At 61.3% G+C, this 22,601-nt stretch carries 25 protein-coding genes; 14 read left to right on the forward strand and 11 right to left on the reverse strand.

Annotated features, from left to right (window positions below; translation table 11 throughout):
- Window positions 1-40: 40 nt before the first annotated feature.
- Entirely contained in the window at window positions 41-1,570 is a 1,530-nt protein-coding gene (norR, locus tag C7534_RS21955; RefSeq protein WP_046028272.1) for a nitric oxide reductase transcriptional regulator NorR, read from the reverse strand.
- Window positions 1,571-1,725: 155 nt separating this feature from the next.
- Here norR and ytfE point away from each other — a divergent pair, with 155 nt between their 5' ends.
- Window positions 1,726-2,400 (forward strand): iron-sulfur cluster repair protein YtfE, encoded by a 675-nt coding sequence (gene ytfE / locus C7534_RS21960; RefSeq protein WP_046028084.1) that lies wholly within the window; start codon window positions 1,726-1,728, stop codon window positions 2,398-2,400.
- Window positions 2,401-2,477: 77 nt separating this feature from the next.
- Here the strand turns inward: ytfE and C7534_RS21965 are convergent, their stop codons facing one another.
- On the reverse strand, window positions 2,478-2,912 hold the full coding sequence (locus C7534_RS21965; RefSeq protein ID WP_109787019.1) for a hypothetical protein: 435 nt from the start codon (window positions 2,910-2,912) through the stop codon (window positions 2,478-2,480).
- A 28-nt stretch (window positions 2,913-2,940) separates the two neighbouring features.
- Window positions 2,941-4,131: an NnrS family protein gene (locus C7534_RS21970; RefSeq protein ID WP_109787020.1), complete on the reverse strand. Its 1,191-nt coding sequence runs from the start codon at window positions 4,129-4,131 to the stop codon at window positions 2,941-2,943.
- A gap of 467 nt (window positions 4,132-4,598) precedes the next feature.
- Here C7534_RS21970 and C7534_RS21975 point away from each other — a divergent pair, with 467 nt between their 5' ends.
- Both C7534_RS21975 and C7534_RS21980 read left to right on the forward strand, forming a co-directional pair.
- Window positions 4,599-5,282, forward strand: coding sequence for a Crp/Fnr family transcriptional regulator (locus tag C7534_RS21975; RefSeq protein ID WP_046028087.1), 684 nt, complete (start codon window positions 4,599-4,601; stop codon window positions 5,280-5,282).
- A 5-nt stretch (window positions 5,283-5,287) separates the two neighbouring features.
- Complete coding sequence (locus C7534_RS21980) at window positions 5,288-5,479, forward strand: hypothetical protein (protein ID WP_046028089.1); 192 nt, start codon at window positions 5,288-5,290, stop codon at window positions 5,477-5,479.
- A gap of 23 nt (window positions 5,480-5,502) precedes the next feature.
- On the opposite strand, the gene C7534_RS21985 is transcribed toward C7534_RS21980, so the two are convergent.
- From C7534_RS21985 to C7534_RS22010, 6 genes are all read right to left on the reverse strand, one after another.
- Entirely contained in the window at window positions 5,503-7,344 is a 1,842-nt protein-coding gene (locus C7534_RS21985; protein WP_109787021.1) for a nitric oxide reductase activation protein NorD, read from the reverse strand.
- Window positions 7,345-7,422: 78 nt separating this feature from the next.
- Window positions 7,423-8,850, reverse strand: a complete 1,428-nt coding sequence (locus C7534_RS21990) for a cbb3-type cytochrome c oxidase subunit I (protein ID WP_046028092.1) — start codon at window positions 8,848-8,850, stop codon at window positions 7,423-7,425.
- Window positions 8,851-8,853: 3 nt separating this feature from the next.
- Entirely contained in the window at window positions 8,854-9,294 is a 441-nt protein-coding gene (locus C7534_RS21995; RefSeq protein ID WP_046028094.1) for a c-type cytochrome, read from the reverse strand.
- Window positions 9,295-9,552: 258 nt separating this feature from the next.
- Window positions 9,553-9,810, reverse strand: coding sequence for a cytochrome C oxidase subunit IV family protein (locus tag C7534_RS22000; RefSeq protein WP_109787022.1), 258 nt, complete (start codon window positions 9,808-9,810; stop codon window positions 9,553-9,555).
- A 10-nt stretch (window positions 9,811-9,820) separates the two neighbouring features.
- On the reverse strand, window positions 9,821-10,408 hold the full coding sequence (locus C7534_RS22005) for a cytochrome c oxidase subunit 3 family protein (protein WP_046028098.1): 588 nt from the start codon (window positions 10,406-10,408) through the stop codon (window positions 9,821-9,823).
- Window positions 10,392-11,195 carry a CbbQ/NirQ/NorQ/GpvN family protein gene (locus tag C7534_RS22010; RefSeq protein ID WP_046028099.1) on the reverse strand — a complete coding sequence of 268 codons (804 nt, stop codon included), beginning with the start codon at window positions 11,193-11,195 and terminating at the stop codon, window positions 10,392-10,394. The genes C7534_RS22005 and C7534_RS22010 overlap by 17 nt, the downstream gene beginning before the upstream one ends.
- A gap of 199 nt (window positions 11,196-11,394) precedes the next feature.
- Here C7534_RS22010 and C7534_RS22015 point away from each other — a divergent pair, with 199 nt between their 5' ends.
- The 11 genes from C7534_RS22015 to C7534_RS22065 are packed head-to-tail and all read left to right on the forward strand — an operon-like array spanning window position 11,395 to window position 20,428.
- On the forward strand, window positions 11,395-13,086 hold the full coding sequence (locus C7534_RS22015; protein ID WP_109787023.1) for a nitrite reductase: 1,692 nt from the start codon (window positions 11,395-11,397) through the stop codon (window positions 13,084-13,086).
- A 24-nt stretch (window positions 13,087-13,110) separates the two neighbouring features.
- Window positions 13,111-13,425 (forward strand): c-type cytochrome, encoded by a 315-nt coding sequence (locus C7534_RS22020; RefSeq protein ID WP_046028102.1) that lies wholly within the window; start codon window positions 13,111-13,113, stop codon window positions 13,423-13,425.
- 16 nt (window positions 13,426-13,441) lie between these two features.
- Window positions 13,442-13,768: a c-type cytochrome gene (locus C7534_RS22025; RefSeq protein ID WP_046028104.1), complete on the forward strand. Its 327-nt coding sequence runs from the start codon at window positions 13,442-13,444 to the stop codon at window positions 13,766-13,768.
- Window positions 13,765-14,943, forward strand: a complete 1,179-nt coding sequence (locus tag C7534_RS22030; protein ID WP_109787024.1) for a cytochrome D1 domain-containing protein — start codon at window positions 13,765-13,767, stop codon at window positions 14,941-14,943. The genes C7534_RS22025 and C7534_RS22030 overlap by 4 nt, the downstream gene beginning before the upstream one ends.
- A 1-nt stretch (window position 14,944) precedes the next feature.
- Entirely contained in the window at window positions 14,945-15,415 is a 471-nt protein-coding gene (locus C7534_RS22035) for an Lrp/AsnC family transcriptional regulator (RefSeq protein ID WP_109787025.1), read from the forward strand.
- On the forward strand, window positions 15,400-15,915 hold the full coding sequence (ahbB, locus tag C7534_RS22040) for a siroheme decarboxylase subunit beta (RefSeq protein WP_109787026.1): 516 nt from the start codon (window positions 15,400-15,402) through the stop codon (window positions 15,913-15,915). Before C7534_RS22035 ends, ahbB (C7534_RS22040) begins: the two co-directional genes overlap by 16 nt.
- Entirely contained in the window at window positions 15,908-16,351 is a 444-nt protein-coding gene (locus C7534_RS22045; RefSeq protein ID WP_109787027.1) for an Lrp/AsnC family transcriptional regulator, read from the forward strand. The genes ahbB (C7534_RS22040) and C7534_RS22045 overlap by 8 nt, the downstream gene beginning before the upstream one ends.
- Window positions 16,326-16,829 (forward strand): siroheme decarboxylase subunit beta, encoded by a 504-nt coding sequence (gene ahbB / locus C7534_RS22050; protein WP_109787028.1) that lies wholly within the window; start codon window positions 16,326-16,328, stop codon window positions 16,827-16,829. Before C7534_RS22045 ends, ahbB (C7534_RS22050) begins: the two co-directional genes overlap by 26 nt.
- 26 nt (window positions 16,830-16,855) lie before the next feature.
- A complete protein-coding gene (gene nirJ, locus C7534_RS22055; RefSeq protein WP_109787029.1) occupies window positions 16,856-18,034 on the forward strand; it encodes a heme d1 biosynthesis radical SAM protein NirJ in 1,179 nt (392 codons plus the stop codon).
- 52 nt (window positions 18,035-18,086) lie between these two features.
- Window positions 18,087-18,926, forward strand: a complete 840-nt coding sequence (cobA, locus tag C7534_RS22060) for a uroporphyrinogen-III C-methyltransferase (RefSeq protein ID WP_109787030.1) — start codon at window positions 18,087-18,089, stop codon at window positions 18,924-18,926.
- Window positions 18,923-20,428, forward strand: a complete 1,506-nt coding sequence (locus tag C7534_RS22065; RefSeq protein WP_109787031.1) for a nitrite reductase — start codon at window positions 18,923-18,925, stop codon at window positions 20,426-20,428. Before cobA ends, C7534_RS22065 begins: the two co-directional genes overlap by 4 nt.
- A 776-nt stretch (window positions 20,429-21,204) precedes the next feature.
- Here the strand turns inward: C7534_RS22065 and C7534_RS22070 are convergent.
- Entirely contained in the window at window positions 21,205-21,948 is a 744-nt protein-coding gene (locus tag C7534_RS22070) for an SDR family NAD(P)-dependent oxidoreductase (RefSeq protein WP_046028274.1), read from the reverse strand.
- A gap of 128 nt (window positions 21,949-22,076) precedes the next feature.
- Complete coding sequence (locus C7534_RS22075; RefSeq protein ID WP_046028113.1) at window positions 22,077-22,601, reverse strand: nitrous oxide reductase accessory protein NosL; 525 nt, start codon at window positions 22,599-22,601, stop codon at window positions 22,077-22,079.

Raw genomic sequence — 22,601 nt, forward strand, 5'->3', positions numbered from 1 at the left:
CCACCATCAACACTCAGCGTCGAAGCCACGTCGCCCTTGCCTACTTGAGCCCCAGACGCCGTGCCAGTTTGTGCAGGTTGCTGGGGTCGACTTCCAGCAGTCGCGCGGCACTGGCCCAGTTTTCCCCGGACAGGCTCAGGGCCTGGCGTATTTTTTGTCGCTGGTAATCGTCGACCGCCTCGCCCAGCGGCTGAAAAGGCAGGTCCGACGTCACATCCGGGCCAGGCTCGACAGCCGCCCCGAGGGCACCGGTCGCACTGTCGAGGTCCAGGATTTCGGGCTCCAGCGTCATGATCAGTGTGCGACTGGTGCCGCGACTGAGTTGCTTCAACGCGGCTCGACTGATGACATGTTCCAGCTCTCGCACATTGCCCGGCCAGGTATAAGCCAGCAACGCCCGCTCGGCCGATGGCGACAATCGCAAGCCGCGCAAGCCAAGCCGCGCCCGATTGAGTTCAAGGAAATGCCCGGCCAGCATCAGCACGTCGTTACCGCGTTCGCGCAGGGCCGGAATCGGCACCGGGTACACCGAGAGCCGGTGATACAGGTCCGCGCGAAACAAGCCATCGCGGATGCTGTCGGGCAGGTGCCGGTTGGTGGCGGCGATGATTCGCACATCGACGTGCAATGGCTTGTCCGCGCCCAGGCGCTGGATCTCACCGTTCTGCAGGGTGCGCAGCAGTTTCGCTTGCACGCTCAAAGGCAACTCACCGACCTCATCGAGAAACAGCGTGCCCCCGTTGGCGGCATCGAAGCGCCCGGCACGGTCACTGGTGGCGCCGGAGAAAGCGCCTTTGACATGACCGAACAATTCGCTCTCTGCCAGCGACTCGGGCAATGCCGCGCAATTGACCTGAATCAGCGGCTTGTGGCTACGCCGTGACAGTCGATGCAAGCGCCGGGCGAACAGTTCTTTGCCAACGCCGGTCTCGCCCAGCAACAGCACCGGCAAATCGGAGTCGCCCAGGACATCCAGTTCGTTGAGCAATTGGTGCAAGGCTTCGCTCTGCCCAAGAATCTCGCCTTCCTCGACGGGCACTCGCAGGTCCTGGAGATCGCTGCGCGACAAACGCAGACTGCGGATCTCCTGCTCCAGGCGAGTCACCCGCACGGCCGCTTCGATCTGCAAGGTACAACGCTTGAGTTCCTCGTGCGCATGGCTGTCGAAGGTGCCAGCGTGCAATGCATCCAGGGTGATCGCCCCCCAGATTCGACCTTCGACATAGAGGCTCACCCCCATGCAGTCGTGCACCGGCAGTGGTTCGCCGACGTGGTTGTCGAGCAAGCCGTCGTAGGGGTCCGGCAGGCGGCTGTCAGGCTCGAACCAGACCGGCTCGCGCGACGCCATGATCGCCGCCAGTCGAGGGTGCTGAGCGATGACAAAACGACGCCCCAACGCTTCGTGAACCAGCCCCACGGTCGCCACCGGCCTGAGGCTGTCATCGTCCAGACGCAGCAACCCCACGGCACCGCTGTTGAAGTATTCACGCAGTGTCTGGACCAGTCGTTGCAACCGTACCGCATTGGGCAACTCGACGATCAAGTCGGCTGCCAGGCTTTCACGCAACATGGTAGTCATTACCCTCTATGGTTGGATTCACCCTAAAGCGTCAGGGTACTTTTCACCACAGTTAAAAATTAATCCATGGTTATCAATCAGTTAAATATGGCATGCCGGATGCAACGAGCCTGGGGAACCGTTGAAACTCAAATAAAGGAACCCTGATGAGCCAGACCCTACTGGAACAAAGCCTCGGCCAACTGGCCTGCGACATTCCCGGTGCCACCCGGATTTTTCATACCTTCAATCTGGACTTCTGCTGCGGCGGGCATAAAAGCCTGCGCGAGGCGACCCTTGGCAAGGGCCTCGATCCACTGCTGATTGCTGACGCCCTGCAGGACCTGCAAGACGCCGGCGAAACCCAGCACGATTGGCGCAACGAGCCTTCGCATGTGTTGATCGCTCACCTCCTGACCCGCTACCACGCCCGCCACCGCGAGCAACTGCCGGAACTGATCCGCCTGGCCCGCCGTGTAGAACAGGTGCACGGCGCCCGCACCAGTTGCCCCAACGGCCTGGCTGATCTGCTGGCCGACATGCAGCAGGAACTCGAAGGCCACATGCTCAAGGAAGAACAAGTACTCTTCCCGATGCTGCAACAAGGCATCGGCGCTCAAGCCGCGCCACCGATTCAGGTACTGCGCTTCGAACATGATCAACATGGCCAGGCCCTTGAGCAGATGCTCACCCTGACCCACCACATCACCCCGCCCGCCGATGCCTGCAACACCTGGCGCGCACTCTATCGCGGGCTGCTGGAATTCAAGGACGACCTGATGCAGCACATCCATCTGGAAAACAACGTGTTGTTCATTAACGCCCTGAACCCACACCACTGATCGATTGACCCGTCACACCCAACCCCGCGCCAACCCATCGGTTGACGCGGGGTTTGTCTGTGAACGACTGCGTGCAATCAACCCCAATAAAACATCGCCTTGGCCAGGATCACGATCACCACCATGTGCGCGAGAATGCTGCGACGAATCCAGCTGGCGCGGAGCGTGGTCAGCCGCGCGCTTTTGAGCCAGTACGCCAGCAACAAGTAATGACCAATGATGCTCAGGGCCAGCAGAATCTTCAGGCTCAGCAACGTGCCAAAGCGGCTGTCCAGCGGGTGGCTCAACACTTCTCGGTAACGCCACGCCAGGCTGATGCCGGCGCCATACAACAGCACCACCACGCCATGCAGGACTTTGCGCGAACACACGGCAATGGCTTGATCCGCCGTTACTTGTGCGGTGTCCGCCAACTGCTGGCGCGCGCGGTGCCAGATGACCACTTCGAAAAACAGCGTGCCGATGAAGGCGATGGCCGCCAACAGGTGGATCACCAATAGAAAGGGATACATCACCGATTACCTCCCTGCGTTTGCCTGATTATCCCGGATGACCATCCACCCGGGCTCGCAGCAACATCGGCCCATAGCGCCAGGCGTACAGTGCGAACGCCAGCGTCCAGCACAGCCCCGCCAGCCACAACGCGGTCAGGGGCAGAAACACAATCAACACCACCCGACTCAGGCACGCCAGGTTGAGCAAAATGAACGCCAGGGTCATGCCCGACGGCGGTTCCAGTGCACGACCGGTATGCCCCAGACTCACTCGCGCAATCATCGCCAACACCAGGCCGCCCATCGCCCCTATCGTCAGGCAATGCACCGCCAGGCTCGGGCTCAACGGCGCGCCGAAATGCCACAGCGCCATTCCCAGGCACGCCACCGCCAACCAGCCATACGCCAGGTGCAACGACCACAACAAGGGCACGCGCCACAGTGCCCGGTCATGCCAGCGAACCAGGCGCACCAGATGCCCCGCCCCCAGCACCGCGAACAACAGGCCGAACCAGACATTGGGGTTGAGCGCCGGCCCTGCGGCATACAACAACGCCACGAGGGGCGAACCGATCAGCAGCAGCCAATCAAGCCACGGCCAGGCAACAACGCCTTCGACCCGACCCAACCCGCGCTGAGTGAAGAACGGAATGACGCGCCCGCCAATCAAACCCATCATCGCCGCCACCAGCCAGATCCCGGTCAGCACGCCTTGGCGCTGCCAGCCTTCATGGCCTTCGAGCAGTCCGAGCAGGGACAATCCGTCAGCCACAGCCAGCAACAACAGGACCACGACAATCGGGTAATTGCGCTTCTGCCGCACCTTCCACAGGGTGAACCCCATGAGTGCCGCCACTGCTAACGGAAACGCCATTTCCAGCACGGCCAGTAATGGCCACGGCGCATTGGCCAACCAGGCCACGCGCGCCAGCAACCACAACAACGCCAGAGCCGCCAGCGGTTTGCCGCTGATACCGGGGCGACTGGTCCAGGTCTGCACGGCAGTCAGCAAAAAGCCCGCGATAATCGCCAGCCCAAACCCGAACAGCAACTCATGGCGATGCCAGCCCAACCACCCACCGGCCGGCTGCCAATCAGCAATCGAACCGCTAAAGGCTGCCAGCCAGAGCGGTATGACCAGCACTGCCAAGCCGCAACCGGCGAGGAAAAATGGCCGAAAGGCCAGACGTAACAGCGGCGCGATTGCCATCGCTTTACGGCGGTCAAGCACTTGCATAAAGCCACTCCTCTACCTTGTTGCTGGCCCGCGAGGTCAATCCTGGGGGCCATCATCGGGTATCACTAATCAATTGCCTTTGTCGCAGATCAAGTGTGCAAGGGGCGTACCGTTCAAGGGCGAACGCCGCTCCTGCGGGGGCGGAGCAAGCGCCCTCGCCACAAAAGGATCAGCAATAGGGTAAAAATAACCCTTAAATGGTTTTTATAACCCTAACGCTCAGGGTCATTTATACCCCAGCTCATAAAAACCCCTCTAAATCAGGGCCCGCAGAGATGGCCCGCGTCTTGCTCTAGCCCCAGCAAGTCCAAGAAACCTCGATCCCCGGGAGCCCTCATGAAAAAGATCCTCCAGCCACTGGCCTGGTTCGTGGTGTTGACCTCCGTCGTGGCCGTCGCCAGTGGCGTGTCTTTGGGTCTCGTCTGATTTTTTCGCCAACCCCTGCACAACCTTCAGGATGAATTTTTATGGTGCTTCATCGCGTCCACCACCAGATTTTGCGCAGTCATCATTTGTTCGAGCCGTTGAATGAAGAACAGCTGGATGAATTGATGAGTACCAGCCAATTGCTGAGCATCGACAAAGGCGAACCGTTGTTTCGTCAGGGCGAGCCGGCCGACTCGTTCTATTTCGTGATTGCAGGGGCGGTGAAGATCTACCGCCTGACACCTGACGGGCAGGAAAAAGTGTTTGAGGTCCTCGGCGATCGGCAGACCTTCGCCGAGGCGATGATGCTGATGGACACGCCGAATTATGTGGCCTCGGCCGAAGCGGTTTGCCCCACCCAGCTCTACCGGTTATCCAACAGCACCTACATGCGCCTGCTTCAGAGCAACAGCCGGCTGACGTTTGCGCTGCTCGGCAAGCTCTGCGTGCGCCTGCATCAACGGGTCAATGAAATCGAAACCCTGTCACTGAAGAATGCCACCCACCGGGTCGTGCGTTATCTGCTGACACAACTGGTGCGCCAGCAAACCGTTGACAGTCAATTCGAGCTGCCGATGGCCAAGCAACTGATTGCCGGTCATCTCTCGATCCAGCCAGAAACGTTTTCGCGGATTATCCGCCGCTTGATTGATGAAAACATCATTGCTCAGGACGGCCGCCATATCGCCATTCTTGATCGCCTGCGCCTGGAACAGTTCGAGTAAACGCCATGCCCGCCTGCCTGTATTGCCAACATGGCAACCCACCCCACCAGAGTGATTGCCGCCAATGTGGCATGCCTCTGCCTGCACTGGCCGAGCGTGCCGGGGAGCGGCGTCAGCGTCGATTCCTGTGGTTCTGCATCGCCCTGACACTCTTTTGCGTGACGATGTTTTTCTGGCTGCCGCGCAGCATCGTTTGATGCTGCGCTGTGCCGGCCCCCTTTCAACCCTGAGTCAGTTGGCGATACAACTGCGGTAACCGCAGCGGCAGCTGTTCGGGCTGGCGGATCAGGGTGTAGCCATTGGCACCAAACATGTACGGCAGGTAATCCCCGGCCTCGCGGTCAATCGTGATACAGAACGGCGTCAACCCTTGGCGCCGCGCCTCCATCACCGCCTCGCGGGTGTCTTCGACACCGTAGCGCCCCTCATACAAATCCAGATCATTGGGCTTGCCATCTGTCAGCAGCAGTAACAGTTTGCTGCGCCGCTTGCTGCTGCCGAGCAACTGCGTGGCCTGGCGAATCGCCGCGCCCATGCGTGTGTAGTAACCCGGTTTCAGCCCTTGAATGCGCCCCCGGCTGGTGTCGTCATAGCGTTGTGTGAAGGACTTGAGTTCCTGCATGCGCACCTGCTGACGACGCAGCGAGGAAAACCCGTACAGGGCAAAGTCATCACCCAACGCCGACAAGGTTTCGCCGAACAACAGCAGGCTGTCGCGGATCACGTCGATGACGCGATGTTCATCGTTCAAATGAGCGTCGGTCGACATCGACACATCGGCCAGTAACAGACACGCCAGGTCGCGACGGGTTTGACGGTGTTCCATGAACAGCCCCCGTTCGGCGCACTGGCCATGGGCGCGCTCAACGTGAAAATCCAGCCAGGCCTGCATGTCCAGTTCCGAGCCCTGGGGTTGCTGGCGCAACCATTGGCGATCGTTGCGCAAATGCTCGAACTGACGCCGCAAACGATGCGCCGAGGCCTTGAGCCGTGGCGGCAGCGGCTGAGCTTCGCAGTCGCGGGGGATCATCATTTGCAGGCTGACGAAGTCGTCCTGCAGGCGTTTTTTCCGGTAGTCCCACTCCGGCAACCGGATCCCCTCGCCCAGGGGAATATCGTCGACATCGGCCGGCGGCAAATCCAGGTGCAGCTTGAGACCACCGCCCTTGCGCAGGCGTGTGCGCGACAGGGTCAATTCGTCCAGATCGTCCGCCACTCGGGCCGCATCCGGGTCTTCGCTGTCGTCCGACCAGCGATCCAGGTCAACGTGTTCGGTCCAGCTGAACAGGTTCTCCAGACGGACGATCAACAGCCCGCCATCACGGGTGTTTTCATCGATTCGTGTGGCGCGCTTGCGTCCGCTTTTCTGCTCACCGGGAGGGGTCGCCAGAAACTCTTCGGATTCATCGCCCAACTCGGCAGTCTGTGGACTGGCGAGATGCTGTGGCGGGTACAACCACAGGGGCAGCGGCCACGCGGCCCGTTCGCTGCGAGGAAAATGCTCGACACTGCCCGGCTCGCGTAGCGCCTGGCATAACGCCCGTTCCAGCGCCGCTTCGCTGCGGTTCAAGGACGCCGGATCGGGGCGCAATTGCAGGTGCGCATCGACCAGTCGCTTATACCGGGCGCGCAACGCCGGGTAGCGCTGCAACAGCAATCGCGTCCAGCGTTGATTGTCCCGCCCCCAATGCCGCATGCGGCCGGCCTGCGCCGCCAGCAACGTGAGCCAACGATAGAGTTCCTCGTTCAGTGCGGCATCCGGGAAGACAGCGAGGCTCGACGGCAGGCGAAGGTGAGTCTCATCGCACCACGCCAACGGCACTTGCTTGCAGGTGCCGGCGATCTGTTGCAGCAAGTTGCGCCGCAGCAGCAAGTCGCGGTCGCTGGCGGCTTCGACCCCCATGCCACTGGCGCCGCCCATGGCGCGAAACAACAGCGCCAACGGGCGTTGCCGGGTGTCCAGTTCGACGCGCGCCTCAGGGAAATCCGGGCTGGCGTGCCGGGTGATGAAACGGTGCCAGACACTGCCGGCCCACTCTTCCAGTTCGACGGTAAAGGCCATGATTGCTGCCCTTCTTGAACACAAAAAAAACGGCCCGCTGTATCAGCCGGGCCGACCTTTTCTAGCGATTGCCCCGGCTCATGAAGGCACGACCGCTGCTGGAGCGCGCAAAGCGGCACGGCCCCGTTGCTTGAAGCTGAGCAAGTAGCAGAGCAACCCGGCGAAGAACCCCAGACCGGCACCCAGACGTGCCCAGAACAGCACTTGCAGATGTTCGACCGTGGCCATGAATGGCAAGGCAATCCCGTCGGCCTGCCAGCGTTGCAGGTAGACCTGTACGACACCCGCTGCGGTGAGGAACAGCGTGATCATCACCATCGACAGGGTCATCAACCAGAAACCCCAGATTTCAAGTGTCTGCGAACGCTCGTCGCCCGCTTCACCCAACCCGCGCAAGCGCGGCATGGCGTAGCTGATCAAGGTCATCACGATCATGGCGTAAGCACCGTAGAAGGCCAGGTGACCGTGCGCTGCCGTCAGTTGCGAACCATGGGTGTAGAAGTTGACCGGTGCCAGGGTGTGCAGAAAACCCCAGACGCCCGCACCGAAGAACGCCGTGACCGTGGTGCCCTTGGCCCACAGTGTGGCCGCGCGATTCGGGTGTTGCCGGCGACGGTTCTTCACCATGCTGAAGGCGAAGACCACCATGGCCAGGAACGGCAGCGGTTCCATGGCAGAGAAGATTGAACCGACCCACAGCCAGACCTCGGGCGCACCAATCCAGAAGAAGTGGTGACCGGTGCCGATGATCCCGGTAATCAGCGCCATGGCGATGATCACATAGAGCCATTTCTCCACGACTTCGCGGTCGACCCCGGTGATCTTGATCAGGACAAACGCGAGCATCGATCCCATGATCAATTCCCACACACCTTCCACCCAAAGATGCACCACCCACCACCAGTAGAACTTGTCGCGGGCCAGGTTACCGGGGTTGTAGAAGGAGAACAGGAAGAACACCGCGAGCCCGATCAACCCCGTCATCATGACCATGCTGACGGTGGTCTTGCGACCTTTGAGCAGGGTCATGCCGATGTTGTAGAGGAACCCCAGGCACACCACCACAATGCCCATCTTGGTGATGGTCGGTTGCTCCAGGAACTCCCGGCCCATGGTGGGCAGCAGTTCGTTGTGGGTCAGCCGGGCCAGGCCGGCATAGGGCACCAGCAGGTAGCCGAGAATCGTCAGCACACCCGCCGCCGCGAAGACCCAGAACAGAATGATCGCCAGCTTCGGACTGTGCAGCTCGCGGTCGGCCTCCTCCGGTATCAGGTAGTACGCCGCGCCCATGAAACCGAACAGCAGCCAGACGATCAGCAGGTTGGTGTGCACCATCCGCGCCACGTTGAAGGGAATGATCGGGAACAGAAAGTCCCCTACCACGTATTGCAGGCCCATGATCAAACCGAACAGCACCTGACCGAGAAACAGCATCAGGGCAAACACGAAGTACGGTTTGGCCACGGCTTGCGAGGCGAATTTCAGATGTGGATTAGCAATGCTCATCGCTTAGCCCTCCTTGTTTGGCGGCCAGCCATTGGTGTTGATTTTCGAGCTCCATTTGAGGAACTCGGCGATGTCATCCACCTCCTGCTCACTCAACTTGAACTGCGGCATCGCTCGCCGGCCCGGCACATTCAGCGGCTGCATTTTCATCCAGGCATGCAGGAAGGGTTTGAAGCCCTCCTCCCCGCCGCGTCGCTGGAACACATTGCCCAGCTCAGGCGCAAAGTAGGCGCCCTCGCCCAGCAGCGTGTGGCAGCCGATGCAGTTGTTTTGCTCCCAGACTGTCTTGCCGCGGATCACTGATTCAGTGAGTTGCGCTTCATTGCTGCGCGCTGGAAAGGTTTGTTCCGTGTGGTAGGTCAAGGCCAGGAATATCAGGAAGAAGAAAACGCTTCCCCCGAAGTAGATATTCCTGGCCATGCCTTTGGTGAAGGTCTCTGACATGGTCGCTTCCTCTTTGCTTGGCCCGTCCATTTTAGGAAGCGAGGGGTCGAAATCTGCTTGATGGCGATCAAGAAACTCCGATGGTTTTGCTCAGGTATTACGCGTGGAAGTACTTGACCCTGTAGCAGCTGGCGCAGCCTGCGTTCGGCTGCGAAGCAGTCGTGAGAGGTGACACTGCAGTGATTCAGGTTAAAGGCGGGGGGCAGGATTTACGACGGCTGCGCAGCCGAACGCAGGCTGCGCGAGCTGCTACATGAGTTACACGATGGCCAGCAAGGTCAATCCCACCAACAACGCCAGCACGAACGCCCAGCTCATCATCAATCGCCGCCACAATCGCGGCGCGTGGCGCATCTCCATGAAGCCATTCGTAATCAGCCACGCCTTGGCGACAGCCACCAGCAAAATCGCAAGGGACAGCCACCACGCCGCCGCGGACTGCGCCAGCAACACCGTGCACAGGCTTAACGCGGTCAGTGCGGCCCAGCAGACAAACAACCACCTGGAAGCAGACATTGGCACCTCATCAACCCAGCACGTAGACCAGCGGAAACAGCACGACCCAGATCAGGTCGACCATGTGCCAATACAACACGCCGGATTCGAATCCGCTGCGGTTGCTGGCGTCATAGCGGCCACGACGGCACCGCTCGGCCAGCCATCCAAGGATCAACATGCCGAGCAGGACATGGAGAAAATGAAAACCGGTGAGAATCCAGTAGAGGGTAAAAAACGTGTTGTGCTCAAGGCCCAGCCCCGAGGCCAGCAAGTGCCGGTACTCGGTGACTTTCAACACCACATAGACACTGGCGGCAAGCAACGCGGCCAGCAGATAGATCGCGCCACGGCGTGACCGCGAGTGCCGGACCTGCTCCTGTGCCAGGGCGGCGAACAGCCCGGCAGTGAGCAGGCTCAGGGTCATCGCCAGACCGGTTGAGGTGTTGAGCAACAGTCGGCTTTCGCCAAACATCTGCGGCTTGATGGCTTGGGTGACGGCGAACACCAGTATCAGAATGGCGAACACCGAGAGCTCGGCGAGGATAAAAAACCACATCGCCAGATCGCCCGGCAAGTGGCCAGGCGAAGCGTTTGCGGACTCAGCCGAAGTGGACATCAACCACGCCCATCAACGCGGCCACCGTCATCGGATCATCGCTCAACGGTTCGGCCAGGCACGCCATGCAGGCCTCACGCGGGCTCATCCCGGAGCGGATCATTCGCGCGGTAAAAATCAGCAGCCGCGTCGAGGCCACCTCCTCCAGATCATGCTGATCGAGCCGGCGCAGGGCCTGCCCCAGCCTGACCACTTGCGCCGCCAGCGCACTGTCCACCTGCGCTTCCCGGGCGACAATGCGCTCTTCCTCAGCCACGGGCGGATAGCCGAAACGCATCGCCACAAAGCGCTGACGGGTGCTCGGCTTCATGCCTTTGAGCAGGTTCTGGTAACCGGGGTTGTACGACACCACCAACATGAATGACGGTGGCGCCTGCAACACTTCGCCGGTGCGTTCCAGAAACAACTCCCGACGATCATCGGCCAACGGGTGCAGGACCACCACCGTGTCCTGGCGCGCCTCGACCACTTCGTCGAGGTAACAGATGCCGCCTTCGCGCACTGCGCGGGTCAGCGGTCCGTCCTGCCACCAGGTGCCCTGCGCACCAATCAGATGACGGCCGATCAAGTCGGCGGCACTCAGGTCGTCATGGCACGCCACGGTGTGCAGCGGCAGGTTCAATCGATGGGCCATGTGCTGAACGAAACGGGTCTTGCCACAGCCCGTGGGGCCTTTGATCAGCACCGGCATGCCGTGTCGCCAGGCTTGTTCGAACAGCGCCTCCTCATTATTGAGCGGTTGGTAGAAGGGTTCGACCTTGTTTTCGCGAGACGGGATATGGTCCATGGGGCACCTGATTCAACAGCGGATTCATGGAACACGCTAAGGGTCCCTGCGACAACCTGGCAAGCGAGATGACCGGCAAACTTGATCGCCGTCAAGCAAGCATTGGCCTGCTCGGGCATAGCCTTGCAGCGCACTTAGAACCTGCGTCCTGCGCTGCGGTTTCAGCGCATCGCAAAGGTCTTGCCTGAGGAGAAATGGAATGCTGATCAGCAATAGAAAAACGTTTGCTCTGACTGTCGCCGCACTGTATTCGGCACTGGCCGCCGCGGGGACTCACGCGACCAGTGCCGAGGCACCCGCCGCCACGGCGGCCAATCCGTCCATGGTCAAAACGGCCGGCGCTCCCGACATGAGCCAGGCCGACTTCGACGCGTCCAAGGAAATTTACTTCCAGCGCTGCGCCGGTTGCCACGGTGTGTTGCGCAAAGGTGCCACCGGCAAACCGCTGACGCCGGACATCACCCAGTCTCGCGGGCAACCGTATCTGGAAGCGTTGATCACCTACGGCTCGCCCGCAGGGATGCCGAACTGGGGGACGTCCAATGCGTTGACCAAGGATCAGATCACGACCATGGCCAGGTTTATCCAGCACACACCGCCAACGCCGCCGGAATGGGGCATGGCCGAGACGCTGAAAACCTGGAAAGTGCTGGTCAAACCCGAGGATCGGCCGAAGAAACAGCTGAGCAAACTCAACCTGCCGAACCTGTTTTCGGTGACGTTGCGCGACGACGGCAAGATCGCCCTGATCGACGGTGACAGCAAGAAAATCGTCAAGCTGATCGAGACCGGTTATGCGGTGCACATCTCGCGTATTTCCGCCTCGGGCCGGTACTTGCTGGTGATTGGCCGAGACGCACGGATCGACATGATCGACCTGTGGCCGGTGGAGCCCACCAAGGTTGCTGAAGTCAAAGTGGGGATCGAAGCGCGCTCGGTGGAGACCTCCAAGTTCAAGGGCTACGAAGACAAATACACCATCGCCGGCTCCTACTGGCCGCCACAGTTCACCCTCATGGATGGCGAAACCCTGGAGCCCAAACAGATCGTTTCGACCCGTGGCATGACCGTCGACAAACAGGAATATCACCCCGAGCCCCGCGTCGCGGCCATCATCGCTTCCCACGAATGGCCGGAGTTCATCGTCAACGTCAAGGAAACCGGCAAGGTCATGCTGGTCAATTACCAGGACATCAAAAACCTCTCCATCACTTATATCGATGCCGCTCCGTTCCTGCACGACGGTGGCTGGGACAGCTCCCACCGTTACTTCATGACCGCCGCCAACAACTCCAACAAAGTCGCCGTGATCGACTCCAAAGAGCGCAAATTGACCGCGCTGGTGGACGTCGGCAAAACCCCTCACCCGGGTCGCGGCGCCAACTTTGACCACCCCACCTACGGACCGGTCTGGGCCACCAGCCACCTGGGCGACGAGGGGATTTCGCTGATCGGCACCGACCCGGTCAATCACCCGCAATACGCCTGGAAACAGGTCACCTCGATCAAGGGCCAGGGCGGCGGTTCTCTGTTCATCAAAACCCACCCCAATTCCCGTCATTTGTATGTCGACACCACCCTCAACCCCGACGCGAAACTCAGTCAGTCAGTGGCGGTGTTCAACATCGACAAGCTCGACGCCGGCTACACCGTGTTGCCCATTGCCGAGTACGCGGGAATCAAGCAAGGGGCGATGCGCGTCGTGCAGCCGGAATACAACAAGGCGGGCGATGAAGTCTGGTTCTCCGTGTGGAGCGGCCAGGCAGACGAATCGGCGCTGGTGGTGATCGACGACAAAACCCTGAAGCTCAAATCGGTCATCAAGGACAAACGACTGATCACACCCACCGGAAAATTCAACGTCTACAACACCCAACACGACATTTATTGAGCGTTATCAATGCAAGGAAACACCATGAAAAATACGCTGCTTTCACTGTTTGCCCTGACCGCTGCACTGAGCGTGCAACCGGCCATGGCCCAAGACGCGCTGGAACTGTTCAAAAGCAAACCTTGCGCTGCCTGCCACTCCATCGACGCCAAGATTGTCGGCCCGGCACTCAAGGATGTGGCGGCCAAGAACGCGGGGGTGGCCGGGGCGGTGGACACCCTGGCCAGTCACATCAAAAACGGTACGCAAGGTAACTGGGGCCCGATGCCGATGCCGGCCAACCCGGTGACCGATGAAGAAGCCAAGACACTCGCGACCTGGGTCCTGAGTCTGAAATAGCCAATCGGAGGGCGTCATGATGGTGTATGGACACGCTGCAGTTCTGACGGCCCTCCTCCTCATTTGCGCAACGGCAGTTGCCACCCCTGACGCCAAGCGTCAGGCACAACTCGAACACCTGCTGGCCCAGGACTGTGGCGCCTGCCATGGGCTGCACATGACCGGCGGGCTGGGTCCCGAACTGACTCGCACCGCACTGGCCGGCAAGTCCCGGGACAGCCTGATTGCCACCGTCTCCCAAGGCCGACCCGGCACCGCGATGCCCGGCTGGGCCCCGCTGCTTGGCCCGGACGATATTCGTTGGCTGGTCGACCTTCTTCTCAAGGGATACCCCGCACCATGATCCGTTCAATCCTGCTGTCAGCGGCGACCGGGCTGTTGTTGTCCGCGTGTACTCAACCGCCGTTGCGCGGCACCGGTGATCTGGGCGTGGTCGTGGAGCGCGCCAGCGGCAGTGTGCAAATCATTGAAAGCGATACCCGCTCGGCACTGGCCCGACTCGATGGTCTGGGTGACCTGTCCCACGCCTCGGTGGTGTTCTCCCGCGACCAGCGTTATGCCTATGTGTTCGGTCGCGACGGCGGCCTGAGCAAGATCGACTTGCTGACCCGGCGCATCGACCATCGACTGATACAAGGCGGCAACAGTATCGGTGGCGCCATCAGCCAGGGCGGCAAATTGATCGCCGTGTCCAACTATGTGCCCGGCGGGGTCAAGGTCTTCGATGCCGTCACCTTGCAACTGGTGGCTGACATCCCTGCCACCCCATTGGCCGATGGCAGCAAGCGCTCGCGGGTGGTCGGCCTGGTCGACGCACCCGGCCAGCGCTTTGTGTTCAGCCTGTTCGATACCGGCGAGATCTGGACGGCCGACTTCAGCCAGGGAACGTCGCCGAAGATCAGCCGCTTCACCGCCATCGGCCAGCAACCCTACGACGCGCTGATTACCCCGGACGGTCGCTACTACATGGCCGGGTTGTTCGGCGAAGACGGCATGGCCCAACTCGACCTTTGGCACCCCGAACGCGGAGTGCGGCGAGTGCTCGGCGATTATGGACGCGGCCAGGCGAAACTGCCGGTCTACAAGATGCCGCACCTGGAGGGCTGGGCCGTCGCCGACAACCAGGCGTTCGTGCCTGCGGTTGGCCGGCACCAGGTGCTGGTGATGGATTCGCGCACCTGGGAGCAAACCGCCGTCATTCCCGTTGCCGGCCAACCGGTGTTCGTCACCTCGCGCCCGGACGGTCGGCAACTGTGGGTCAATTTCGCCTACCCGGACAATGACCGGGTTCAGGTCATCGACACCGAAACCCACGCCGTGGTCGCCGATTTGCGACCGGGGCCAGCGGTGCTGCACATGGAGTTCACCGCGCGCGGTGATCAGCTATGGCTGTCATTACGCGATGGCGATCAGGTTCAAGTCTGGGACCCGTACAGCCTGAAGCAACTGAGCACCCTTCCCGCTGCCGCGCCAAGCGGCATCTTCTTCAGCAGCCGCGCGCAAAAAATGGGCTATTGAAATGAACCTCGACCTGCTCAGCCGCCAGTTGATCGACCGCTTCCAGCACGGCATGCCGCTGTGCGCGGAACCCTATCAAGAGATGGCCCGGATCCTGGGTTGCAGCGAGCCGCAAGTGATGGCCTGTCTGCATCGCCTGCAATTGGCCGGCGCCTTGTCGCGCGTTGGCCCGGTGTTTGAACACAGCCGCGCCGGGGCCAGCACCCTCGCCGCCCTCGCCGTGCCTCCCGAGCGCCTGCATCAGGTCGCCGAACGCGTCAGCCAATACCCCGAGGTCAATCACAACTACGCGCGCGAGCATCACTACAACCTGTGGTTTGTGTTGACCGGTCCCGATCGCCAGCACATTGAGCGAGTGCTCGAAGCGTTGGAGAACGATACCGGTCTCACACCACTGGACCTGCCGATGTTGACTGCCTACCGCATTGACCTCGGTTTTGCCCTGGGAGAAAGCCCATGCAACCCGGATTGAACGCTAAACAGGCACTGGCCCTGCGTCGACACCTGGAAGGCGGCCTGCCGCGAGTACCGCGCCCCTATCAGTCCCTCGCCGAACGGATAAACGCCGACGAAAACCAGGTGCTCGCGCAAATGCATCAGTGGCACGAACAAGGGCTGTTCCGGCGCATCGGCCTGGTGCTCAACCACCGCGCACTGGGTTTTACCGCCAACGCCATGCTGGTGCTGGATGTTCCGGACGCGTTGATCGACGAAGTCGGCCAGCGCCTGGGCCGGGCGCCCGGCATCACGCTCTGCTATCAGCGACCACGACGCTTGCCGCAATGGCACTACAACCTGTTCTGCATGGTTCACGGGCGTCAACGGGATCAGGTCGAGGCGCAGATTCAGGCGCTGCTGAAGGAGCATTTGCTGGACGACCTGCCCCACGAATTGCTGTTCAGCACCCACGCCTTCAAACAATGCGGCGGGCGCTTTGCCCCGCTGCCAACAGGAGCTCCCCCCCGTGGATGACCTCGACCGTCGACTGATCAATCGCTTGCAACTGGGCCTGCCGCTGGTGCGCCAACCCTGGAAAGTACTGGCCGAGGAACTGGAGAGCAGCAGCGACGAATTGCTCGATCGCCTCCACCTTTTGCTGGAAGACGGCGTGCTCACGCGCTTCGGCCCGATGTTCGACATCGAGCGCTTGGGCGGCGCGTTCACCCTCGCGGCGCTGACGGTGCCGGAAGATCGTTTCGAAGACGTCGCGGAACAACTACAGGCCCTGCCTGAAGTGGCGCACAACTATCGACGCGAACACCCCTGGAACATGTGGTTCGTGCTCGGTTGCGCCACGCAACAACGACTGAGCGACACCCTGCATCACATCGAAACCCTGACCGGCCTGTCGCTGCTCAACCTGCCCAAAGAGGAGACCTACCATGTCGGTCTGTATTTCCCGGTCTGAAGACACCCTGGCTCACCGCTTGATCGAGCTGACCCAGGCCGGCTTGCCGCTGCTGGATGACCCTTGGGCCTGGCTCGCCGAACAGCTCGACCTCAGCATCGAGTCCACCCTGGACTTGCTCAAGCGATTACAGGCAGAGGGTGCCATCCGCCGCATCGCCGCCGTCCCCAATCACTATCGCCTGGGCTACCGCCACAACGGCATGACGGTGTGGGATGTGCGTGATGCAGACATGCCCCGCCTCGGCGCGCTGATCGGTGCGCAACCCTTCGTCAGCCATTGTTATCGACGCCCGCGCCGCACCGCGTGGCGCTACAACCTGTTTGCCATGGTGCACGGTCGCAGCAGTGAGGAAATCGACAGCTACCGCGAGCACCTGCGCTACTTGCTGGGTGATGCCTGCGCCGCCGACGAGATGTTGGTGAGCAGCCGAATCCTGAAAAAAACCGGTCTGCGCCTGCCACCCGCTTCGCACTGAACACGCGCCGACTCAAGGAGAGTTGCATGTTAAGGATCAGCCAATACCTTCGCGCACTGGCCGGCCAGGCGCCCGCCCCCAAAACCGGCGCATCGGGCAGCCAACGGCCACCCGTGGTGATCTGGAACCTGCTCAGGCGTTGCAACCTGACCTGCAAACACTGTTACGCCACGTCCGCTGACAGTGTCTTTCGCGATGAACTGGATACCCCGGCCGCACTCACGGTGATCGACGACCTGCATGACGCCGGCGTGAAGGTGCTGATTCTGTCTGGCGGTGAGCCCCTGTTGCGCGACGACCTGTTTGTGCTCAGCGCCTACGCCCGCGCCAAGGGGTTCTTTGTGGCGTTGTCCACCAACGGCACGCTGATTACTGAGCACAACATCGGGCAGATCCACGCGGCGCAGTTCGACTATGTCGGTATCAGCATCGATGGCCTGCAAGCTACCCATGACGCCTTCCGCCAACTCAAGGGCAGTTTTGCCCGTTCCATGCACGCGATCCGGCTCTGTCGCGAACAGGGTATTCGTGTTGGCTTGCGCACCACGCTCACCCAGGAAAACCATGGGCAACTGCCTCAGCTGCTGACGCTGATGCGTGAGTACGACGTGCAGAAGTTTTACCTGTCGCACCTCAACTACAGCGGTCGCGGCAAACGCAGTCGCACGCTCGACGCCCGGCAACAGATGAGCCGTGAGGCGATGACGTTGATCTTCGAACAGGCCTGGGACGATATCGCGCAGGGCCGCGACAGCGACTTTGTCAGTGGCAACAACGACGCCGACGCGATTCTGCTGCTGCAGTGGGTGAGCCTTCACCTGCCCGAGCACGCCTCGCGCCTGGAACGCATGCTCCGCGCCTGGGGCGGCAACGCTTCGGGCAGCGGCATCGCCAATATCGACAACACCGGCGACGTCCACCCGGACACTTATTGGTGGCAGCACTCGGTAGGCAACGTGCGGCACACGCCATTTCGCACCCTCTGGCTGGACCGCCCGGACGCCTTATTGCAGCAACTGCGCGAGCATCCGCGCGCCGTCGGTGGCCGCTGCGGCCAATGCCGCTGGCTGGACATCTGCAACGGCAACACCCGCACTCGCGCCTGGGCCGAAGGCGATCTCTGGGGCCAGGACCCCGGTTGCCACCTCCGCGACGAAGAAATCGGTGTGCCGCCCTTACCGACAATCCCTTGCGTCATGCACTGAAGCATCCGCCTGGCCAGCCCCGGCCAACCTGATGAAGAACCAAGGACGTCCCATGCACCCCTCGATTGTTTTACCGGCTGCACTTGAGTCCACCTTCAGACCGGGCGAAGTGGCCCTGGTCGGCGCGGGTCCCGGCGATCCCCGCCTGCTGACCCTGCGTGCCTGGAGCCTGTTGATGCAGGCCGACGCCGTCGTCTATGACCGCCTGATCAGCCCCGAACTGCTGACGCTGATCCCCCTCGACTGCGCCCGGCATTACGTCGGCAAGGCCAGCGGTTGCCACAGCCTGCCCCAGGACCAGATCAACGAACTGCTCGCCGACCTCGCCGATCAAGGGCTGCGCGTGGCGCGGCTGAAGGGAGGTGACCCGTTCATTTTTGGTCGCGGTGCCGAGGAGCTGGAGTATCTGTTGCAACGCAACATTGATTGCCAGGTAGTCCCGGGCATTACCGCCGCGTCCGGGTGCAGCGCTTACGCCGGCATCCCGCTGACCCACCGCAACCTGGTCAACTCCTGTCGGTTCATCACCGGCCACCTGCAACACGACGGCGAGTTGATATTGCCCTGGCACGACCTGGCCGATACCAGCCAGACCTTGGTGTTTTACATGGGGTTATCGAACCTCGGGATTATCGCCGAGCGCTTGATTAATGCCGGGATGGCAGCCGACACACCCGCCGCGCTGATCAGCAATGGCACGCGGCCCGACCAGCATGTCGCGCGAGGCGTGCTGAAACACTTGCCGACGCTGGCACTGGACTGCCCGCCGGGTGTTCCGACTTTGACCGTCATTGGCCAGGTCGTCGACTTGTTCGCCACCCAACGACGGGACTATCCGGCGCGTTTTTACCCCGCTCAAGCGCTGAAACGCCATGCCAGGGTGACGGTATGAGGCGCGCGGTGTTTGTCCCGTTGTTGTGGGCAGGCGCAGCTTACGCAGGCGCCGCGCTGCCGCCCGTCGGGGGGACATTGGAACAGGCCGCCGACCACTACCAACAGCATTGCCTGGGCTGTCATGGCGCCAACCGTTTCGGCGCGACGGGGCCGGCGTTGCTAACGGAGAGTCTGAGCCGGATCAAACCCGACGAAATCCGCAACGTGATCCGCGACGGTCGCCCCGCCAGCCAAATGGCCGGGTTTGCCAACGTGCTCAACCCGGCGCAGATCGATGCGCTGGCGAACTACCTTCAGCAACCGCCCGCCACCGCGCCCACCTGGAGCAACGACGACATTCGCGGCAGCCACACGGTACTCGCTGACATCAGCACACTGCCCGACAGGCCCCAACATCACGCCGACCCACTGAACCTGTTTGTGGTGGTGGAAGCCGGCGATCACCACATCAATATCCTCGACGGCGATCGCTTTGAAGTACTGGCGCGGTTTGCTTCACACTTTGCCGTGCACGGCGGGCCGAAATTTTCGCCGGATGGGCGTTTTGTCTACGTCGCGTCGCGTGACGGCTGGGTCAGCCTGTACGACCTGCATAACCTGAAACTGATTGCCGAGGTCCGCGTCGGGCTCAACACCCGTAACCTGGCGGTGAGCAAGGACGGTCGATGGGTGCTGGTCGGCAATTATCTGCCGGGCAACCTGGTGGTGCTCGATGCCCGCGATCTGTCGCTGATCAAAACCCTGCCGGCCATCGGCCAGGACGGCAGTCCATCACGGGTCAGCGCGGTCTATACCGCCCCGCCACGGGACAGTTTTATCGTGGCGCTCAAGGACGTGAAGGAGGTTTGGGAATTGTCTTGCGCCGGCACACCAGACTTCGAACCACGGCGAATCCCGGCCGAGGATGTACTGGATGACTTTTCCTTTTCGCCGGACTACAAGCAATTGCTGGCCACCTCGCGCAAGGCCGGGGGCGGTCAAGTGATCGACCTCGACACTGGCAGGATCGTCACCGACATCGCACTGCCGGGCATGCCCCACCTGGGGTCCGGGACCTACTGGAAACGCAACGGTCAGTGGGTGTTTGCCACGCCGAACATCAGCAAAGGGCTGATCTCGGTCATCGACTTCAAGACCTGGAAACTGATCAAGGAAATTCCGACCCTGGGACCGGGTTTCTTCATGCGCAGTCATGTCAACTCACGCTATGCCTGGTCCGACGTGTTCTTCGGGCCTGACAACGATGCCATTCACCTGATCGACAAGCAGACCCTGGAAATTGCCCATACCTTGCGCCCGATGCCCGGCAAGACTGCCACCCACGTCGAGTTCACCCGTGATGGCCGCTACTTGCTGCTGAGCATCTGGGCCACCGATGGCGCGCTGATCGTTTACGACAGCAATACCCTCGAGGAGATCAAACGCCTGCCGATGAACAAGCCGTCCGGCAAGTACAACGTCGGCAATAAAATCGAGTTTGCCGAGGGGACTTCGCATTAGGGTTTGGGTTTGGGTTTGGGTGTATATCCGTTTTTGCGGTAACGGCCACTAATGGTTCCGCCCTTACGGCGGGTCACTTTGGAAGAGCGCCAAAGTAACCAAAGCGCATTTGCCCCTTTCGTTCGGTGCCTCGCTTAGGCTCGGCATGCCCTCGCTCCGGTCCTGCTCCGTGGGCCCGCCGCCATCGGCCATCCATGGCCGGGGGCGGCTAACCCGGCATCCATGCCGGGTTGCCCACTGCGCAGAACCTCCACTCGGCCTCTCGAGGGGGCGGTGCGTCAACATCAAAAGCTGCAGGCGAGCTAACGCTCGGCCTGTTGAGTGGTGAAAAGCAAAGTCGTGCGCCGATACATTGTTGGGCGAACCTGCTCGCAAAGCTGTTGATTGTTCCCACCCTCCGTAGCAGCTGTCGAGCCTTGGCGAGGCTGCGTGTTTTTGATCTTGATCGTGATCTGTTGCCCCTTTCCCAGAGGCCGAACGCAGGCGTTGCGTAGGGGGCACCGCGGCAAGGATGCCGCGGTAGCCGCCCCCGGCCATGGATGGCCGATGGCGGCGGCCCCCCGGAGCAATGCCGGAGTGAGGGCATGCCGAGCCTAGGCGAGGCACCGAATGGAGGGGCAAAGCCTTTTGGTTCCTTTTCGGCGTTTGGAAAAGGGACTCGCTGTAAGAGCGAAACCGCCAGCAGCCGTTACCGCAACAACGGATATGTACACCATCAAAAAACCGCTCCAGCGATCTTGAGTGACCAGCACCAAGCCCAAGTATATGTTCACCCTTCAGCCCAACGTGTACCCGTTGTCGACCGTCCAGTCCTGACCGTAGACGCCCCGGGCGCCTTGGGACAGCTGAAAGATAATCACGTTGGCCACCGCTGACGCATCGAGAAAGTGCCCGGGCAACATACGTTTGCCGAGGGTGTCCGCGACTTCGTCGAGTTCATCGTCGCTCAAGCCCAGGTTGTCCCACATCGGGGTGGCGGTCGGCCCCGGGGAGACCAGATTGATGCGCACATCAAAACGGGCAAACTCCACCGCCAGTGTGCGAGCCTGTGCCGCCAAGGCAGCCTTGCTGGCAATGCAGGCGGCCAGGCCGGGAAAGCTCGAACCGGTCAGGAAGCTGCCGACAAACACCACCGAAGCCGGGCTCGCCAGCTCCCCGCGCAACGCCGCCAGGGTGTTCAACGCCCCGGCACCGTTGACGGCCCACTGGCGCTGGAAGGCCGGCATGTCCAGGCCATCGGCCATTTCGGCGATCCCCGCGTTGGGCACCAGATAATCGATCCGGCCCAGCGTCGCAGCGTGCTCCGCCAGATTGCGCAAGTCGTCCTTGCACGTGACGTCCCCGGCGCTCCATTGCAAACGTTCGCCGTAGATCTGCTGCAAGGCCGGCAGATCACCGGCCGTACGTGACATCGCCAGCACCTTGACGCCACGCGGCAACAGCGCAGCGCACAGGGCCAGACCAATCCCGGAGCTGGCGCCGGTGATCACAGCCAAACGATCCTGAAACTCGGTTTGCATCATGTTCTCCTGGGCATCGTCGATGCCAAGCACTGGGGACATTGCGGGCCCCTATCATTGAACAAGCGCAAACAGACGGACTTGACGGCGATCAGATTTCATAAAAGATCGGGCAGCCAATCGAGCGATCAGTGAGTCGCGTGCGACATGGCCGGTTGCTGAAGCACCGACTGATCGATATCGCCGAACCGCAGCACACGACCACCCTGCTCGGTGGCCAGTTTCTGTGCCGCCTGCTCACTGGAGAAAGACGCCAGTACGATGCCCATCGCCCCCTTGAGCCCGGTGCCGACCACATAGAAGGCATCCTTGGCATCGATCAGTTGGGAATCATCCGGTGCGTTCCACGGACTGCGGCCCATGTCGTGGACATACAACCGGGCATCGCCGTGATGATTTTCCGGCTGCAACCACCAACCGATCATCTCCGCCGTGGAGCAGAATTTCTTGATGCCGCCAGGCTCGACCACTTCCCCCTTCGGCCCCGGGAACCCGTTGATGATCATGCCGCAGACATGGCATTCATCACTGGGATGGAAGGCGCTGGGAAGGTCGCTGTACGCAGCTTGCGCGGGCTTGTCACACGCTGTCAGCAGCAGACAGACCATCAGGCCCGCCATAGCGCGTAACGTCGTGTAGTAACGGTTTTTCAT

The organism is Pseudomonas sp. OV226, from assembly GCF_003148705.1.
In the GTDB taxonomy this organism is placed as follows: Bacteria; Pseudomonadota; Gammaproteobacteria; order Pseudomonadales; family Pseudomonadaceae; genus Aquipseudomonas.

Coding starts and splice junctions, on each gene's coding strand:
- norR (WP_046028272.1), bottom strand. CDS start 1,570: ATGTTGCGTGAAAGCCTGGCAGCCGACTTGATCGTCGAGTTGCCCAAT.
- ytfE (WP_046028084.1), top strand. CDS start 1,726: ATGAGCCAGACCCTACTGGAACAAAGCCTCGGCCAACTGGCCTGCGAC.
- C7534_RS21965 (WP_109787019.1), bottom strand. CDS start 2,912: ATGTATCCCTTTCTATTGGTGATCCACCTGTTGGCGGCCATCGCCTTC.
- C7534_RS21970 (WP_109787020.1), bottom strand. CDS start 4,131: ATGCAAGTGCTTGACCGCCGTAAAGCGATGGCAATCGCGCCGCTGTTA.
- C7534_RS21975 (WP_046028087.1), top strand. CDS start 4,599: ATGGTGCTTCATCGCGTCCACCACCAGATTTTGCGCAGTCATCATTTG.
- C7534_RS21980 (WP_046028089.1), top strand. CDS start 5,288: ATGCCCGCCTGCCTGTATTGCCAACATGGCAACCCACCCCACCAGAGT.
- C7534_RS21985 (WP_109787021.1), bottom strand. CDS start 7,344: ATGGCCTTTACCGTCGAACTGGAAGAGTGGGCCGGCAGTGTCTGGCAC.
- C7534_RS21990 (WP_046028092.1), bottom strand. CDS start 8,850: ATGAGCATTGCTAATCCACATCTGAAATTCGCCTCGCAAGCCGTGGCC.
- C7534_RS21995 (WP_046028094.1), bottom strand. CDS start 9,294: ATGTCAGAGACCTTCACCAAAGGCATGGCCAGGAATATCTACTTCGGG.
- C7534_RS22000 (WP_109787022.1), bottom strand. CDS start 9,810: ATGTCTGCTTCCAGGTGGTTGTTTGTCTGCTGGGCCGCACTGACCGCG.
- C7534_RS22005 (WP_046028098.1), bottom strand. CDS start 10,408: ATGTCCACTTCGGCTGAGTCCGCAAACGCTTCGCCTGGCCACTTGCCG.
- C7534_RS22010 (WP_046028099.1), bottom strand. CDS start 11,195: ATGGACCATATCCCGTCTCGCGAAAACAAGGTCGAACCCTTCTACCAA.
- C7534_RS22015 (WP_109787023.1), top strand. CDS start 11,395: ATGCTGATCAGCAATAGAAAAACGTTTGCTCTGACTGTCGCCGCACTG.
- C7534_RS22020 (WP_046028102.1), top strand. CDS start 13,111: ATGAAAAATACGCTGCTTTCACTGTTTGCCCTGACCGCTGCACTGAGC.
- C7534_RS22025 (WP_046028104.1), top strand. CDS start 13,442: ATGATGGTGTATGGACACGCTGCAGTTCTGACGGCCCTCCTCCTCATT.
- C7534_RS22030 (WP_109787024.1), top strand. CDS start 13,765: ATGATCCGTTCAATCCTGCTGTCAGCGGCGACCGGGCTGTTGTTGTCC.
- C7534_RS22035 (WP_109787025.1), top strand. CDS start 14,945: ATGAACCTCGACCTGCTCAGCCGCCAGTTGATCGACCGCTTCCAGCAC.
- ahbB (WP_109787026.1), top strand. CDS start 15,400: ATGCAACCCGGATTGAACGCTAAACAGGCACTGGCCCTGCGTCGACAC.
- ahbB (WP_109787028.1), top strand. CDS start 16,326: ATGTCGGTCTGTATTTCCCGGTCTGAAGACACCCTGGCTCACCGCTTG.
- nirJ (WP_109787029.1), top strand. CDS start 16,856: ATGTTAAGGATCAGCCAATACCTTCGCGCACTGGCCGGCCAGGCGCCC.
- cobA (WP_109787030.1), top strand. CDS start 18,087: ATGCACCCCTCGATTGTTTTACCGGCTGCACTTGAGTCCACCTTCAGA.
- C7534_RS22065 (WP_109787031.1), top strand. CDS start 18,923: ATGAGGCGCGCGGTGTTTGTCCCGTTGTTGTGGGCAGGCGCAGCTTAC.
- C7534_RS22070 (WP_046028274.1), bottom strand. CDS start 21,948: ATGCAAACCGAGTTTCAGGATCGTTTGGCTGTGATCACCGGCGCCAGC.
- C7534_RS22075 (WP_046028113.1), bottom strand. CDS start 22,601: ATGAAAAACCGTTACTACACGACGTTACGCGCTATGGCGGGCCTGATG.